The following is a 15,663-nucleotide window of genomic DNA, read 5'->3' as shown; positions in this document are numbered from 1 at the left end:
AAAATTGGTTAAATTAATTTGTTTCTTGCGGCGCTCCGCCCCTTTTCCATACAATCAATAAACATCACGCTGATACCGTCTGGTTTGTTGCATCTCGGCCAAATATTCTTCTGCTTTTTCGCGGCTCATACCGCCTTCTTTTTCGATAATGGTGAGGAGCGTTTGATGGACATCATGGGCCATGTGTTTCTCATCGCCGCAAATATAAACCGCTGCTCCGTCTTGAATCCACTCGAACAATTCCTTGCTGTTTTCCAGCATACGGTGCTGCACATATACTTTTTGATCAGTATCCCGCGAAAAGGCAACATCCATTTTTGTCAGTGTGCTGTTCTTCAGCCATTTTTGCCATTCGGTCTGGTAAAGGAAATCGGTGACGAAGTGCTGGTTGCCGAAGAACAGCCATGATTTCCCTTGGGGGGACCCGGTTTCTTCACGCTCCTGCATAAAGGAGCGGAACGGCGCTGCACCTGTGCCTGGGCCTACCATGATGATTGGTGTATCCGGGTTCTGCGGCAGCTTAAAGTTTTCGTTATGTTGAATATAAATTGGCAATGTGTCCCCTGGTTTAAGTCGCTCAGCAGCCAAAATCGAACAAACGCCATTTCGTTCACGTCCGTGCGCATCATAGCGGACGGCACCAATTGTTAAATGGACTTCATCCGGATTGGCTGCTAAACTGCTCGCAATCGAATACAACCGGGCCGGTATTTTTCGAAGAATGCTTATAAACTCTTGAGCTGAACAAATCCAAGGGGTAAAATCGCGAACTAAATCTAATAGATCGCGGCCTTCAAGGTACGCCTTTAACGGTTGTTCATTACCCGGTGTGGTCAACTCTTTTAGTTCCTTACTCGCTGAAAGCTGCGCAGCCTTCACTAGCAGTGGTTTTGTGAGAATCGTAATTTCATAGTGGGAAAGTAAGGCTGTTCTAAGCGGCCGTACATCTCCCGCTTTAATCGTCACAAGCTCCTCTGGATTCCATTTCATTTCCTCAATAAGCAGGTCGACTAGTACTGGATCGTTTTCCGGGTAGATGCCAAGGCTGTCTCCCGGTTCGAAGGTTAGGCCTGAACCTTCAAGAGATATCTCAAGATGGCGCGTTTCCTTATTCGAGCCGCGGCCGTTCAAATTGATATTTTCAAGTACCTCTGCTTGAAATGGATTGGATCTGTCGTATGCCGATTCTACTCCTCGAGGCGCTGTGGATTTTGACGGAGTTGGACTTTCGCCCTGTGCATTCCTTAAGCTGCCAAGGACTCCTTCCAGCCATTCTGCCGCCGGTTCATCATAATCGACATCGCAGTCAAAGCGCGGGTAAAGCCGGGTACCGTAGAGTTCTTCGAGGCGCTGGTCGAACTCTTTTCCCGTTTGGCAGAAAAACTCATACGAACTGTCGCCAAGCGCTAAGACGGAAAAATGAAGATCTTCAAGGTTCGGTGCCCGTTTGCTATGAAGAAATTCATGAAATATGATCGCACTATCCGGCGGGTCACCTTCACCATGGGTGCTGACGATTATCAGAAGGTTTTGGACTTTTTTTAGTTTATTTGGTTTAAAATCGCTCATAGGTGTGAGCGTTACTTGAAAACCGCTCTCCTCAAGCCTTTTCGCAGCCTTCTTCGCCAGTCCCTGGGCATTGCCCGTCTGTGATCCGTAAAGAATGGTTATTTCTTTTGGGAGTGTTTGTTCTTTTGTATGTTGTTGGTTCGTCTTTTGTTGTGTCGTTTGTGCAACTGATGTTTCCATTGCGGAATTCATTTGAGATGCAGCGAGAAAACCGCTGAGCCAAAATTTTTGTGATTCTGTCAATGTTGGCAGAATGCGGTTTAGGAGCTCTGCCTGCTCCTGATTAAACGGACTGTTCAATACCTGAAGTTGCAATATAACCACCTCGTTCTGAAATAAAAGGTTTGTATGGATAATCGGCGGAGTGCCGCAAATTTTTTTTGATAGTTGAAGGTCATAGTGACCGTGGTCACGTTTTTTTCTGGGTGACGGGGCACTATGAAACTCTCTTAATGCCCTTAGACACGCTTTTTTCCGTCCGACGGGCAATATGAACCTCTCTTATTGACCGTTGGCTTGCTTTTTTCCCTCCGACGGGCAATATGAACCTCTCTTATTGACCGTTGGCATGCCTTTTTCCTCCCGACGGGCAATATGAACCTCTCTTATTGACCGTTGGCTTGCTTTTTTCCCTCCGACGGGCAATATGAACCTCTCTTATTGACCGTTGGCATGCCTTTTTCCTCCCGACGGGCAATATGAACCTCTCTTATTGACCGTTGGCTTGCTTTTTTCCCTCCGACGGGCAATATGAACCTCTCTTATTGACCGTTGGCATGCCTTTTTCCTCCCGACGGGCAATATGAACCTCTCTTATTGACCGTTGGCTTGCTTTTTTCCCTCCGACGGGCAATATGAACCTCTCTTATTGACCGTTGGCATGCCTTTTTCCTCCCGACGGGCAATATGAACCTCTCTTATTGACCGTTGGCTTGCTTTTTTCCCTCCGGCGGGCACTATGAACCTCTCTTATTGTGGCTTGNTATGAACCTCTCTTATTGACCGTTGGCTTGCTTTTTTCCGTCCGGCGGGCACTATGAACCTCTCTTATTGACCGTTGGCTTGCTTTTTTCCCTCCGACGGGCATATGAACCTCTCTTATTGACCGTTGGCATGCCTTTTTCCTCCCGACGGTCAATATGAACCTCTCTTATTGACCGTTGGCTTGCTTTTTTCCGTCCGACGGACACTATGAATCTCTTATAGTGCCCGTGGCCATGCTTTTTTCCGGGTGACGGGCTCTATGAACTTCTTATAGTGCCCGTGAGCATGCCTTTTTCCGAGTGACGGGCTCTATGAACCTCTCTTAATGCCGTGGCCACGCTTTTTCCCAAATAGCGGGCACTATGAACATTATCTTCATTTAGCTACACAAGCTTTATCACCTATTGCCCGTTCAATCACGATATCTTCAAATATCTGATGCCTGGTCAATGGGCCGGTATTGAGGATCTTGTACCCTTGTTTTTGCCGCTTATGCATCTCTTGATTTATTTCTCCGATTAGCAGGCCTGAAAATAATAAGTAGGGGGCGACAATGATTTTGCCGTCATTTTTATTACAAATTTTCTGTAATGCTTCCTGGAGCCGTGGCTTGGCAGCGGCCAAATAACAAACCGAAACGTGATTAATTCCTAGCCGCTTCCTAATACCCTCCGCAATAACGGCAAAGTTACCGTGAATTCCAGGATCGCTGCTTCCCCTTCCAACAATCAATAACCGGTCCTGCGGCTCTATGGCACCTGCAGCATCACTGACAAGGTCAGCTATTGCATCAAGAATTTTCTCCTGGACCCCAAAAGGATCCTTAACCTGAACCTCAATATGAGGATATCTGAGCTGCAAAAAAGACAGGGCCTGTGGGATATCTGTTTTGATGTGACCCGCAGCCAGCAGAAACAAAGGAACAACAATAATTTCAGTCGCACCTCTATCTACACAGCGCTTGAAGCCTTCCTCAATCAACGGCTCAGTCAGCTCAAGGAAACTAATTTCTTGAATGGGTAGCTCAATTCGGCCAATGACTCTTTCGATAAAGGCCCTCGCTTCCCCCGCTCCTTTTTCAGAACGTGTGCCGTGACCAATGTATAAAATGGCTTTCATCCTAACCGCCCCCACTAACTTTATCCATGAACGACCGGCAAATGAGGAACAATTTCTTCATGAAACCAATTTAACTTTTTGTGTAGACGGACAACCTCGCCAATGACAATCATGCTTGGATTCGAAATTCCTTCTTCTTTCACCCGTTCTTCGATTGTCTCGAGTGTCCCTGTCACAGTTCGCTGGTCGCTTAATGTCCCCCACTGGACAAGGCCGATTGGCGTTTGCGGTTGTTTGCCATGCCGGATTAATTGCTTAATTATCGTTGAAAGCTGAGAAACCCCCATATAGACACAAATGGTATCGACTCCGTTTGCTAAATGGTACCACTGGTGCTCCGCAGCGACATCGCCTGCCTGATGTCCAGTAATAAACGCAAAGCTTTTGCTTAAGGTACGATGGGTAACCGGAATTCCCGCATAAGCAGAAGCCGCAATCCCTGCCGTGATGCCCGGAATTATTTCGAACGGCACATCATGTTTTGCACATTCCTCCGCTTCTTCCCCGCCGCGGCCGAAAACAAATGGGTCTCCTCCTTTTAAGCGGACAACCTGATACCCTTTTTTCGCATATTTCACCAAAAAGGAATTGATGGTCTCCTGCTTCATCGTGTGATAATGGGGGAGCTTGCCGCAATACACCAGCTGTGCCTCTTTTTTTGCATGCTGCAGCAGTTCGGGATTGACGAGCCGATCATAGAGAATGACATCGGCTTGTTCGAGGCATCGCAGTCCTTTAACGGTAATTAAATCTGGATCTCCTGGTCCCGCACCAACTAAATAAACCTTGCCAGCCATGGCTTCCCATCCTTTCCCAACTAAATGATGTTTTTTTCCTGAAGGTATTGAAAAATTTGTCCTACTGCATCCTTTACTGTCAAAAGATCGGAGCGGACGGTGATTTCCGGGCGTTCCGGTGCCTCATACGGTGAATCTATCCCAGTAAAATCCTTTATTTCACCGCGACGTGCCTTTGCATATAGCTGTTTTGGATCGCGCCGTTCACATTCTTCCAATGGACACTCGACGTAGATCTCGATAAATTCTTCTTTTTCAAAAAGGGCACGGACTTGGTCACGATCGGAACGAAAAGGCGAAATGAATGCCGTTGTCACGACGGTGCCGCTATCGACAAATAGTTTGGCCACTTCGCCAATCCTCCTGATATTCTCTGTCCGGTCATAATCCGAAAAGCCAAGATCCCGGTTAAGGCCATGACGGATATTATCGCCATCAAGGACATATTCATTAATTCCCCGGCGATGTAATTCACTTGAAACGGCGTTGGCTATTGTTGATTTTCCGGAGCCCGAGAGGCCGGTAAACCAGAGGACACAGCTCCCATGGCGATTTTGAATTCGGCGGTCTGACTTCGTTATTGCCGCGGTATGCCAGGTGATATTTGTTGATTTTGACATGGTTACATCCCCTCCTTACACCGTCTGCTGTTCTGTCAATCCTTCAATCAACACTTCGACGACTTCTTTCCGGCTGAAGGTGGACGGCGGCAGCTCCCCTGCTCGCAGCAGCTCTCTAACTTTTGTTCCAGATAGGATGACACGATCATGATAGCTATGCGGGCAAGTTTTATCAGACGCCATCCCCTCGCATTTATTGCAATAAAAGCTGTGTTCAAAGAAAAGCGGCTTAATGCCAAGTTCTCCTTCAGGAAATTCGCTAAAAATAAGCTGAGCATCATACGTTCCATAGTAATTCCCGACGCCGGCATGGTCACGGCCAACGATGAAATGAGTGCAGCCAAAATTCTTACGGGCTATTGCATGAAAAATCGCTTCCCTTGGTCCTGCGTAACGCATGGCAGCGGGATAAACACCGAGTTGTACCCGTTCTGCCGGGTAGTAATTATCCAGCAGGACCCGATAGCTCTTCAAGCGGACATCTGCCGGGATGTCGTCAGACTTTGTTTCCCCAACAAGCGGGTTGACGAATAGCCCATCAACCGTTTCCAGTGCTGCTTTTTGAATGTATTCATGCGCACGGTGAATCGGATTTCTCGTTTGGAAGCCAACAACTGTCTTCCAGCCCTTTTCTTCAAACAATGCCCGGGTTTCCTTCGGCTCAAGCCACACATCGGCGAAAACCCCTTTTTCCGGTTTTTTTACGAGTGTGACTTCACCAGCCACGTAGACTGGACCTCTTTCATAGAGCCGCTTGACTCCCGGATGGGCAAGTTCCAGTGTTTTATATACCTCAAGTGCTTCCTTGTCTAGGTCAGGTTCATACCATTCCGCTACTTTAATCACACCATAAACCTCTTTTTGAAAAATAAGCTTGATCTCTTCCCCGACTGTGAGGGAAGCTGCTGTTTCAGCGGATACTGGCAGCGTCACAGGAATCGACCAAATCGTTTGATCCGCTAAACGCATGTGGTCGACAACCGATTGGTAATCTGCTTTGCCAATAAACCCGGTCAGCGGACTGAACAGCCCCACGCCGATTAACTCCAAATCACTTAACGCAATTGTGTCAATCTCAAGCTCTTTTTCAATATGGGCTACGTCATAGTTTTGATTAAAGGCTTGGACAAGCGTTCCTCCATGTGGTTTTGGTAAAAATGACATTTAAATCAAATCCTTTCTTTGCTTAATTTAACTGTGTACCGGCATGGTTGTGCCGCTTACTGGCGAATAACCGTCGTTTACTGGCGACCAACCTCTCGTTACTGGCGGCTACCCGCCCTTTACTGGCGACCAACCCTCGTTACTGGCGGCTACCCCGTCCACCACCAAATGCCGGCTATTCTTTTGCAGCCTGTTGCTGCACCGCTACAGCGGGTTTCTGCCGCTTCATTAACGACAACACGCCGAACACTGAGATCAAGACCCCAACCATGGCAATGATTGGGTAAAAATTATGTTCGATGATCAATTGGATGAGCGTGTATGACAGCACCATTGATAGAACGGGAGATACAATCCAAACAGTCAGGAGCTGTACAACAATGTCTTTTTTCAATACTGCTTTGCCATGCTTGGCGAAGCCCATCCCGATGATGGATGAGGTTGTGATTTGCGTTAGTGGGACAGGAATCCCGAACACGGAGGCAACGGTTACAATGGTTGCACCTGTTCCCGAGATGACACAGCCCTCTTCAAGCCGCAGCGTCGTGATTTTTTTTCCATTCGTTTCTAGGACTCGCTGCCCCAGCAGCAGTGCGCCTGCTGCGACAAACAACCCACCCCAGAAAATACCACTTCCAACAGCGAGGATGTTGGCACCGACAAGTGGGCCGACAGCATTGGCAACATTGTTCATTCCGGCTGAAAAGGCTTCGAACAAACCCATAAATACAACCAGCACAGACAGAAATGGAACAGCTTTCCGAGCATTCATCCAGCCTTTAAGCCTTTTATTTTCCAACAAAAACGAAGCACCAATGGCGATGAAAAACGCGGTAAAAGGTGTAAGCAGCCAAAAAAACATGATCCAGACAAGCTTACTGGCAAACACAGATTGATAAACAATTCCGGCACCAACGACTGATCCAACTGCCACTTCACTGGTAGAAAGTGGAATACCAAAAATATTGGCCAAAAACAATGATAATGCCGCTGAAGCTAATACGATTAAGGCTACAGGCACGGTAAATGTACTGGATGGGACAATCCCGCTGCCAATCGTTTTGACTACTTCACCGCCGCCAAGCCAAGCACCAAGGAACACGGCGATACTGCACAGCAGCAAGGCAAGCCGTTTTTTCACCACACCGGCTCCATAGGCGATTCCCATCGATGCCGCCGCACCACTGGCACCAATATTTATTGCAAAAAATAACCCAATTGTTATCGCAATGACTGTAAGCAAAGCTATAGCCCTCCCTATTTGGTGTGTAAGCCACACTCCGTTTTGCCGCTTCCAACCCAGCGTCCGGCACGTGAGTCCCCATCAGCTGCTGCCGGTTGAGTACAAGGAAAACAGCCAATACTTGGATATTGATGGTCGTGCAGCGTGTTGTACGGGAGCTCATGCCCCCTGATGTAGCTCCAAACTTCATCCCATGTCCAGTGAATCAAGGGACAGATCTTGATGTTCCTGAATTTTTCATCTTTATTAAGAAATTCAGTGCTCGCTCTTGACGGTGACTGTTCCCTGCGAAGTCCAGAGATCCACGCTTGTTTTCCCGTCATTGATTCCCTCAACGGAATAACCTTGCGAATCGTGCAGCACTGGTTAGGGTCACTCTTCCATAACGCCGAACCATATTGTTCCGCTTGTTCATCGAGACTTAACTTCGGCTGTTTTCTCTCAATCCTTAACGAGGGAAATCGAGCTTCAATCTTGTCTATGACCTCATATGTTTCTGGGAAATGCAGTCCCGTATCTAAAAAAACAATCCTGGCATCCGCTTTAATTTGCTGGATGAGATCAATTAAAACAATCGCTTCTGCCCCGAAACTGGACGCATAGACAATTTCCTCGGATTGGTAAGTCCGGTAAGCCCACTCCAGCACAGCATGGGCACCCTTTGTTTCATCCTCAATTGGGAACGTATCAGATATTTGCTGCCAATTTTGATACGTTATTGCTTCATTCATAGCTCAATGCCTCCTTTTCACTAAAAAAATAACTTGGGTTCCAACTGTTGATAAAATGATAAAGTTAATCCTGCTTCAAAAACATTCGCTCCGATCGAAATTCCACAAAAAAAGCAGTCTTCCACTTTGATAAAGTGAAGACCGCCTCTAGTTTGTCTAGTCAGCGATGCTTATTTGGTTTAAGACGAACCTTTTCATTTTTCTCTATCTGGACAATTTTTCCATCCTGGACAACTAATGTGATCGAGCCATATTTTAAGGTCTCCATCATTTTCTCCAGATGTGCGATCAGTTCTTCCTTTTCATCTGCCTTCAGTTTGATCCGTCTCCTTTCAAAAAAAAACGTCTTCCCCATCAAGGAAGGCGTTAGAACTACCACAGTTAACACCTTATCTCCCAAAATGAAGGTCATTTTGCTGGAATTGGCACCTTGCTTTGCAGGTTGCCGGGCTTCATTGGACCAGTTCCTCAGCCACTCTAGATAAGAATTGAATGATTAATGAAATTAATCCTACCATGCCAATAGGTTTAATGTAAATAGGAAAACTAAATATTTTAAAAATTCTTTTTAACGGACTCTTTCCCCAGGTAAATTAATATGCTGGGGACTGGCTCTGTTTATGAAATTCAAATAAACGGGATGCACTGTTTAGGGAATTCAAAAAACCCCGTATCTTTATCACTGATGATTCGGGGTTTTTAATATATGGAAATAGGTAAATATGAAGATTTTTTTTGGAGAGACTTAGTTGTTTTTTAACTTGTAAATTTCCCTGGAGTGTTCAGAAATCATTTGATCATAATATTCAAGGTCCTGTTTTGTTGCCATAGAACTTTTGATTTCTTTAACATCCTCAATAACAGTGTCCACTTTCGTTTCGAGGGCATCCATTCTTTCGTTTGTGTCAGAAATCTTTACATTCGTGGCTGCTACGGTATTAATTAATTGATTTAATAAATCCTCATGTCGTTTAAGTTCAGAAGTAATTCTTTCATCCATGCCTGTAATTCTTTCGTCCATAGCACTTATCTTTTGGTCTAGACTATCAAGCTTGTCCAATACCAACTTGAGTATTTTTTCCATCCTTTCTCACCTCCTTCATTTATTGCTTATAGTATAGCAAATTTGTGTAGATATTTGTCGATGGATTTCAAATTATTTGGAAGAAAAATGGGTGTAAATGTGATACATTCTTCAAAAGGACGGGACTAATAAATATTTTCCTTAACAAAAAAACTGGTGCCTCTCCCCCACTCCACTGCGGAGGAGAGGCACCGTTTATCTACTGCCCCTTTTCAATTGATAAAGCCGCCTCTTCATTTCCTTCTCCATCTTTTGAAAAAAACTTTCCAAACTTTTTTTCGCTCCTGCCGCTAATATGCGCTCTCCTGCCAAAGATAGGACACCCGTTACCTGAGCATCAGCACAAAAGGTTAATTTGGTCGCACCCTGGGATTCTTCCATCAAGATATCAACTGTAGTATCGATCTCGCCAAGATTCCCTTTCCCTTTCACGAGCAAGCGATAATATGACGGTGATTTTTCTTTTTCCCGCCAGATTTCAAATATGAAAACATCATCAATCGGACCGATGTTTATTTCGAGTTCGGCTTGGTAAATTCCGTTTGCCTGTTCAACGAATGACTTACAACCCGGCAGCGAGTTCCGAAGTATGTTTCCATCCTTTAAATCTCTCCATACAATGCCCCTTGGTAACCCCAAGGTACATCCGTACTCGATTTTCAAGTGTTTCCCCCCAATTAACTGCTTTGATTGGAATCGAGGATCGTTACCCCTTCTCCTTCCGTTTTTTGCATTCGTATATTTTTATTCGAATCGCGGGGAAGTTGTTAAAATTGAAATATATGGGCAGTACCCAAGATGGCTGCTGTTTAGAGATTCATGTATTTTTTACTTTAACTATTAGCAATACTTTTTAAAAAAGTGGCTGATTTATCCTTATGAACATTCTTCCTGTTAACAAATTTTTGATGATTGATTGGTTATTTTGCTATACTCTACCTAAAGATAGATTTCTAGAGAAAATCAAGGTGAGTGGATGACAATGAGATACGCTAATTTAGATAATGTGTCAAACAACAAATCGTTTAAAGACATGAGGAAATGGCAGAAAGAACGTCGAAGTAAAGTGAAGGATTTATCGGTAAACATTGAACAATCTCCCGTAAAAAAAGTGAAGGAACTATTCGAAAACAGAAGTCGGACTTCTTATACGTGGGTTGGCCACTCTACTTTTTTACTTCAGCTGAATGGCATGAATATCCTAACTGATCCTGTGTGGGCCAAGCGGATGGGGTTCCAGAAAAGATTAACGGAGCCGGGCATTTCCTTAGCTGATCTGCCGGAAATTGATCTCGTCGTCATCTCCCATGGCCATTACGACCATTTGGATTTCCCCACTCTGAAAAAATTAAAAGGCAATCCGCATTACTTTGTTCCGGTTGGGTTAAAGTCCCTTTTTACCCGAAAAGGCTATCAGAATGTGACTGAGATGAGTTGGTGGGAAAGCACGGAATACGGAGGGATAACCGTTCATTTCGTCCCAGCGCAGCATTGGACGAGACGAACGTTGCGAGATATGAATACATCTCATTGGGGCGGCTGGATTTTTCAAACTACCGAAGAAACGTTTTATTTTGTTGGCGACACAGGCTATTTCAGCGGCTTTCAACAGATTGCAGACCGCTTTACAATCGACACAGTGTTTATGCCGATTGGCGCCTATGAGCCGGAGTGGTTTATGGCTGCTTCACATATTTCACCGGAAGACAGTGTGAAAGCATTCATCGAATTAAAAGCGAAATACTTCGTGCCGATGCATTATGGCGCCTATCGCTTGGCTGATGACACGGGACCGGAAGCATTAGAGCGGTTATACTGTGAATGGGAAAAGCGGCAGCTTCCTGAAGAGCAATTAAAGGTGCTCTTACTTGGGGAAACGGTTATGAAGTCTGAATAGCAAGAGAAATTACGCTGAACAAACAACCACAATGTCTTACCCCTTCTTATAGACATAAAACGAAGGCTAATCAACTAAAATACAAAGACGTATCAAAATTTTAAAAGACAGAAGGAATGGCTCCCTTGGTTAATTTTTCAAAAAAACAGGACAATAAAATGCTTCGTTTTTCGATCACCATGTTAACTGCTTTCATTGGCGCCCTGGTGTTCACCGCTCTTCATACACCCATTCCATGGCTGCTGGGGCCAATGGCGGCAGTTTTAATTGGTACAAGGTTTGGAAAAATTCAATATTATTGGCCTACTTCCATACGGAATACGGGATTAATAATAGTCGGTTATTCAATTGGTTTATCTTTCACGAAAGAAGCGCTCATGCAAATCACCGCGAAACTGCCTTCGATGCTGATCATGACCGTTATTCTCGTTTGTTTTTGTGCTGGAATCGCATGGGTTGTTTCCAAGCTTACTGGCGTGGATTATCCAACTGTACTTACCGGCAGCATTCCAGGAGGACTTTCGCAAATGATTATTTTTGCCGAAGAAATGAAAGGAATCGATATTACCACGGTAACATTCTTGCAAGTGGCCAGATTGATGATGATTATTTTCTTCGTCCCTTTTCTCATTTTTGGCCCGCTTTTTAAAAATACAGCTATTGAACCGACATCGGATTTGGTTGTAAAGACAATTCATACTTCAGAACCACTATTTTCAACCATTGTTTTGTTTGCCGTGATATGTGTGCTCTGTGCTTTTCTTGCAAAAAAATATAAGTTTCCTACTCCCTATTTATTGGGACCCATACTAGGAACAGCCATCGCCGGCATTTCAGGTTTCCATGGGCCTGCTCTTACGCCGCCAATATTGGACGTTTCGCAATTTATGATTGGCGGGTACATCGGCTTATTATTAAAGCCTGAAAAACTTGAGCATAAGGCAAAAATAATTACCCTTGCGCTGCTTAGTGGGTTGCTGATGATTATCGGATCTGTCGGATTAGGTTTGCTGCTTGTTCATTATTACGATATTACCCCATCCACTAGTTTATTAAGCTTGGCTCCAGGCGGTATGGATCAAATGGGGATTCTTGCTCACGAAGTCCATGCGGATTTATCGATGGTAACCGGGTATCAATTATTCCGGTTGTTTTTTATCTATTTTGCCGTACCACCGCTCCTAAGGTTATTTTTTAAAGTGGGCAACAGAAAAACGAGGAAGGCAGCTTGAGACCGCCTTCCTCGTTTTTTCCTGTATTGTTCAAATTGGAATACCTCATTTTGGATAAAGAATCTCATCGATAATCCCGTACTCTTTCGCTTCCTCAGCACTCATAAAGTAATCCCGGTCAGTATCCTTTGCCACCTTTTCAACTGGCTGCCCGGTGCGATCTGCAATAATTTGATTGGTATGTTCTTTTAATTTTATGATACGCCGTGCTGATATTTCGATTTCTGTCGCTTGGCCCCTGGCACCACCCAAGGGCTGATGGATCATGATTTCACTATTTGGCAGGGCGTACCGTTTTCCCTTTGTACCTGCAAGCAGTAACATGGCCCCGAATGAGGCGGCCATACCAGTGCAAATCGTTCGAACATCCGGCTGAATGTACTGCATTGTATCGAAAATAGCAAATCCTGCTGAAGTTGAGCCACCTGGGCTATTTATATAGAGAGAAATTTCTTTATCTGGAGCGTCCGCTGCTAAAAATAATAATTGGGCCACGACACTATTGGCCGTGTGGTCATTTATTTCATCGCCAATAATAATGATTCTGTCCTTTAGCAGTCTTGAATAAATATCATAAGACCGTTCTCCACGATTTGATTGTTCGATCACATATGGAATGGTACTCATTTACTTTTCCTCCTTAAAGCGAATTATTGGCTATGCCGCCATACAGAGAGTGCTTGAAGGGGAATAAGTTTGAAGCGGTTGTAAATTCCGTAAAACAAGCTTTGGCACTTCACTAATACTTGTTAGCGATGGAATGGATTGAATCAGGACGGTTGGGTCTTGATTTTTCAAGGCATCATAAAAAATGTTTGAAAGCTGCTCCCTTTCTTCCTGATCCCAAAATAAGTCGGCTGAATAAGAATGATCATCTTTTTCGAGACGTTTTTTCACCCGATGAAGACTTGCCTTCACGGCCATTTCTGTCGTGTTTAACAGCTCCGCTATTTCCTTTAACTGATATTGAAATGCCTCTTTTAACATAAAGATAACGGCTTGCTTTGGCGTAAAATGCGTCAAGAGCAGATTAACTGCATGTGACATTTCATCGAGTTGAGTCGTTACTTCATGAATGGAATTATCAATATCAGCATCATCTACCATTACTTTTTTTCTTTTTCGAAGCAAATCAATCCAATGATGATAAGCAATTTTATTTAACAAAGCTGAACTCATTTGTTGCTGGCTATATTTTAATGCCTTAAGATAGGTCTCCTGGGCGATATCGTCTCCATCCCATGTGTTTTGGGTTAGAAAGCGGCAATATCGCTGAAGCTTTGGATAATATTCGCTCCACAGCCTATCATCAACCTGTGAATTTTCATTACTGAAAGGGCTAAGCTTTTGTGGCATGGTTTTCACTCCTTCTGCACTCTCTACCCAATTAACGTTTCAAGAAGGGTAAAAAGATACGGGGTCATGAACTTTTTTATAATACTATTATATATTTTTAAAAATTGATACAAATAATAAAGAAATCCAGTTTACATAATATTATTATTTTTAAAAAAACGACAGCGAACTGTCGTTTGATTTCAATAAAGCCGTTTAGTATAGCTTTCATTTAAGTTTGCTTCGATTTTTTTTGCACTGCTATTTGGTAGCTTGGCGTGTTCAAATAATATTTGAGCAGCCGAAGGTAGTGTTTCTTGATCAGCCCATAAATGCGGCTCCCATAAACCTGAGCGTTTAAAGGCTTTCGCGCAGTGGATAAAACATTCCTCTACTTCTACCCCAATCCCGACAAGAGGTTTTCGTCCTCTTACTGCCATCTTTTCAAGCAATTCGTTATCTTTTACTAAAGCTGCCCTGCCATTAACTCTTAGCGTTTCTCCTAAACCTGGTATAAGAAATAGTAGCCCTACTTTTGGATTGGATAGAATATTTTGCATCGAATCGATTCGTTTATTCCCTGGTCTTTCGGGGATGATTAAATATTTCTCATTTAGAACATGGACAAATCCAGGACTATCCCCGCGTGGCGATACATCACAAAAACCGGAAGAATCAGCAGTAGAAAGAACCAGAAATGGCGATTTGGAAATAAAGCTTGAACAATGGTGATCAATATAGGTAATCACCTTATTTTTCACTAATTCACTTGGATAACCAACAAGGGAACGCAGCTCTTCTTCTGACTCAATAATATCTTTAAATGGATTACCAATCTCCAAAAATATCCACCCCTTAAGTAAATAACCTCTTTCTAATTATATCGTTTTTGTAACAAAGAATGATTGTTTACTAATAATCAATTTTTTTGATAAAAGGGGTATGATTGCCCCCCCCCCGATGAAGTAAGGTATTAACCTCCTGGGGGCAGGCAGCTTAATTCGGTTTATTTCAGCTTCACGGGCACTATGAACCTCTCTCCCTATCAATCATCTAAACCAATGATTGCAGGAAGTGATTCGATTCCCTGGATCCGGTGCTGATGGGTGTATACATTAAACCCATTTCCTCGAATAAAGCCTACCGCGGTAATTCCAAGTTCCTCCGCTAAGTTTAAGGCAAGATTGGTTGGCGCTGATTTCGATAGGATAATTCCAACCCCAATCTTGGCGGCTTTCAACAACACCTCTGATGAGATTCGACCGCTAAAAGCTATTATCTTATCCTTTAGTGAAATTCGGTGGATAATACAGTAGCCAAACAGTTTATCTAAGGCATTATGACGACCAATATCGGTTCTGGATACTACAATTCCATCACTTGTACATAGAGCAGCGTTATGAACGCCGCCTGTTTGCTGAAAATGAGAAGAACTTTCCTGCATCTGCTTCATTAACTTACGGCATTGTTCCGGCGTGATCGTCAGTTTTGTCATTACCGTTTTTGCTGTTTTTACATCATTATGGAAGTAAAACTGCCGGCCTTTACCACAACAGGAACTTATAAATCGCTTCGAATGAAACTCTTTAAAAACGGAATGTTTGTTTATCAGGTCCACATACGCGAATCCCCGATCTTCATCAATTTGAAGGGATTTGATATCCTGGTAAGCGCGAATAACACCCTCCGATGCTAAAAATCCAACCACCAATTCCTGCAAGTCAGAAGGGGTACATACCATGGTGGCAAACTCGTTTCCATCTACCACAATTGTTAAAGCTGTTTCAACTGCAATATCATCCTCATCCTCGAAAAAATCTTGTCCGTTAAACCTGAGAATGTTTTGTGAAGTAGTAATTTCATTTAGCACATGCTTTGCCCCTTTCCA

General features: G+C 43.9%; 16 protein-coding genes and 1 riboswitch. Of the genes, 2 read left to right on the top strand and 14 right to left on the bottom strand.

All coding sequences use genetic code 11. The features are described 5' to 3' along the window. Positions 1-54: 54 nt before the first annotated feature. The 10 genes from AA980_RS04905 to AA980_RS04860 form a co-directional block, all read right to left on the bottom strand. Positions 55-1,884 (bottom strand): assimilatory sulfite reductase (NADPH) flavoprotein subunit, encoded by a 1,830-nt coding sequence (locus tag AA980_RS04905; RefSeq protein WP_024026613.1) that lies wholly within the window; start codon positions 1,882-1,884, stop codon positions 55-57. Between the two features lie 1,044 nt (positions 1,885-2,928). Next, positions 2,929-3,672, bottom strand: a complete 744-nt coding sequence (locus tag AA980_RS04900; RefSeq protein ID WP_024026612.1) for a sirohydrochlorin chelatase — start codon at positions 3,670-3,672, stop codon at positions 2,929-2,931. Between the two features lie 20 nt (positions 3,673-3,692). Next, positions 3,693-4,469 carry a uroporphyrinogen-III C-methyltransferase gene (cobA, locus tag AA980_RS04895; protein WP_024026611.1) on the bottom strand — a complete coding sequence of 259 codons (777 nt, stop codon included), beginning with the start codon at positions 4,467-4,469 and terminating at the stop codon, positions 3,693-3,695. Positions 4,470-4,489: 20 nt separating this feature from the next. Continuing rightward, entirely contained in the window at positions 4,490-5,089 is a 600-nt protein-coding gene (gene cysC, locus AA980_RS04890; protein WP_024026610.1) for an adenylyl-sulfate kinase, read from the bottom strand. 15 nt (positions 5,090-5,104) lie between these two features. Continuing rightward, a complete protein-coding gene (gene sat, locus AA980_RS04885) occupies positions 5,105-6,253 on the bottom strand; it encodes a sulfate adenylyltransferase (RefSeq protein WP_024026609.1) in 1,149 nt (382 codons plus the stop codon). Positions 6,254-6,428: 175 nt separating this feature from the next. After that, positions 6,429-7,496, bottom strand: a complete 1,068-nt coding sequence (locus AA980_RS04880; protein ID WP_024026608.1) for an inorganic phosphate transporter — start codon at positions 7,494-7,496, stop codon at positions 6,429-6,431. Positions 7,497-7,510: 14 nt separating this feature from the next. Further along, entirely contained in the window at positions 7,511-8,227 is a 717-nt protein-coding gene (locus AA980_RS04875) for a phosphoadenylyl-sulfate reductase (RefSeq protein ID WP_024026607.1), read from the bottom strand. Positions 8,228-8,387: 160 nt separating this feature from the next. Beyond that, the gene (locus AA980_RS27715) at positions 8,388-8,543 is read right to left on the bottom strand and encodes a YezD family protein (RefSeq protein ID WP_268926620.1); all 156 of its coding nucleotides are present in this window, start codon (positions 8,541-8,543) and stop codon (positions 8,388-8,390) included. Between the two features lie 70 nt (positions 8,544-8,613). Then, positions 8,614-8,715, bottom strand: a riboswitch (SAM riboswitch). A 257-nt stretch (positions 8,716-8,972) separates the two neighbouring features. Beyond that, positions 8,973-9,311, bottom strand: a complete 339-nt coding sequence (locus AA980_RS04865; protein ID WP_024026605.1) for a hypothetical protein — start codon at positions 9,309-9,311, stop codon at positions 8,973-8,975. A gap of 195 nt (positions 9,312-9,506) precedes the next feature. Then, positions 9,507-9,974: a CoxG family protein gene (locus tag AA980_RS04860; protein ID WP_024026604.1), complete on the bottom strand. Its 468-nt coding sequence runs from the start codon at positions 9,972-9,974 to the stop codon at positions 9,507-9,509. A gap of 313 nt (positions 9,975-10,287) precedes the next feature. Here AA980_RS04860 and AA980_RS04855 point away from each other — a divergent pair, with 313 nt between their 5' ends. Further along, a complete protein-coding gene (locus AA980_RS04855) occupies positions 10,288-11,208 on the top strand; it encodes an MBL fold metallo-hydrolase (RefSeq protein WP_034723095.1) in 921 nt (306 codons plus the stop codon). 116 nt (positions 11,209-11,324) lie between these two features. Further along, positions 11,325-12,440, top strand: a complete 1,116-nt coding sequence (locus AA980_RS04850; RefSeq protein WP_047771273.1) for an AbrB family transcriptional regulator — start codon at positions 11,325-11,327, stop codon at positions 12,438-12,440. A 45-nt stretch (positions 12,441-12,485) separates the two neighbouring features. Here AA980_RS04850 and clpP read toward each other — a convergent pair whose 3' ends face one another. The 4 genes from clpP to fdhD form a co-directional block, all read right to left on the bottom strand. After that, positions 12,486-13,067 carry an ATP-dependent Clp endopeptidase proteolytic subunit ClpP gene (gene clpP / locus AA980_RS04845; RefSeq protein ID WP_024026601.1) on the bottom strand — a complete coding sequence of 194 codons (582 nt, stop codon included), beginning with the start codon at positions 13,065-13,067 and terminating at the stop codon, positions 12,486-12,488. Between the two features lie 30 nt (positions 13,068-13,097). Further along, complete coding sequence (locus AA980_RS04840) at positions 13,098-13,796, bottom strand: sigma-70 family RNA polymerase sigma factor (protein ID WP_024026600.1); 699 nt, start codon at positions 13,794-13,796, stop codon at positions 13,098-13,100. A 182-nt stretch (positions 13,797-13,978) separates the two neighbouring features. Next, on the bottom strand, positions 13,979-14,617 hold the full coding sequence (locus tag AA980_RS04835; RefSeq protein WP_024026599.1) for a pyridoxamine 5'-phosphate oxidase family protein: 639 nt from the start codon (positions 14,615-14,617) through the stop codon (positions 13,979-13,981). Between the two features lie 203 nt (positions 14,618-14,820). Further along, complete coding sequence (gene fdhD / locus AA980_RS04830; RefSeq protein ID WP_024026598.1) at positions 14,821-15,645, bottom strand: formate dehydrogenase accessory sulfurtransferase FdhD; 825 nt, start codon at positions 15,643-15,645, stop codon at positions 14,821-14,823. Positions 15,646-15,663 lie beyond the last annotated feature (18 nt).

Source organism: Neobacillus vireti (assembly GCF_001026695.1).
GTDB classification, from domain to species: domain Bacteria; phylum Bacillota; class Bacilli; order Bacillales; family Cytobacillaceae; genus Neobacillus; species Neobacillus vireti.
Note: the sequence above shows the minus strand (reverse complement) of the source record. Positions and strands in the feature narration are given on the sequence as shown.

Coding starts and splice junctions, on each gene's coding strand:
- AA980_RS04900 (WP_024026612.1), bottom strand. CDS start 3,672: ATGAAAGCCATTTTATACATTGGTCACGGCACACGTTCTGAAAAAGGA.
- cysC (WP_024026610.1), bottom strand. CDS start 5,089: ATGTCAAAATCAACAAATATCACCTGGCATACCGCGGCAATAACGAAG.
- AA980_RS04840 (WP_024026600.1), bottom strand. CDS start 13,796: ATGCCACAAAAGCTTAGCCCTTTCAGTAATGAAAATTCACAGGTTGAT.
- AA980_RS04850 (WP_047771273.1), top strand. CDS start 11,325: ATGGCTCCCTTGGTTAATTTTTCAAAAAAACAGGACAATAAAATGCTT.
- AA980_RS04865 (WP_024026605.1), bottom strand. CDS start 9,311: ATGGAAAAAATACTCAAGTTGGTATTGGACAAGCTTGATAGTCTAGAC.
- clpP (WP_024026601.1), bottom strand. CDS start 13,067: ATGAGTACCATTCCATATGTGATCGAACAATCAAATCGTGGAGAACGG.
- cobA (WP_024026611.1), bottom strand. CDS start 4,469: ATGGCTGGCAAGGTTTATTTAGTTGGTGCGGGACCAGGAGATCCAGAT.
- AA980_RS04855 (WP_034723095.1), top strand. CDS start 10,288: ATGACAATGAGATACGCTAATTTAGATAATGTGTCAAACAACAAATCG.
- sat (WP_024026609.1), bottom strand. CDS start 6,253: ATGTCATTTTTACCAAAACCACATGGAGGAACGCTTGTCCAAGCCTTT.
- AA980_RS04875 (WP_024026607.1), bottom strand. CDS start 8,227: ATGAATGAAGCAATAACGTATCAAAATTGGCAGCAAATATCTGATACG.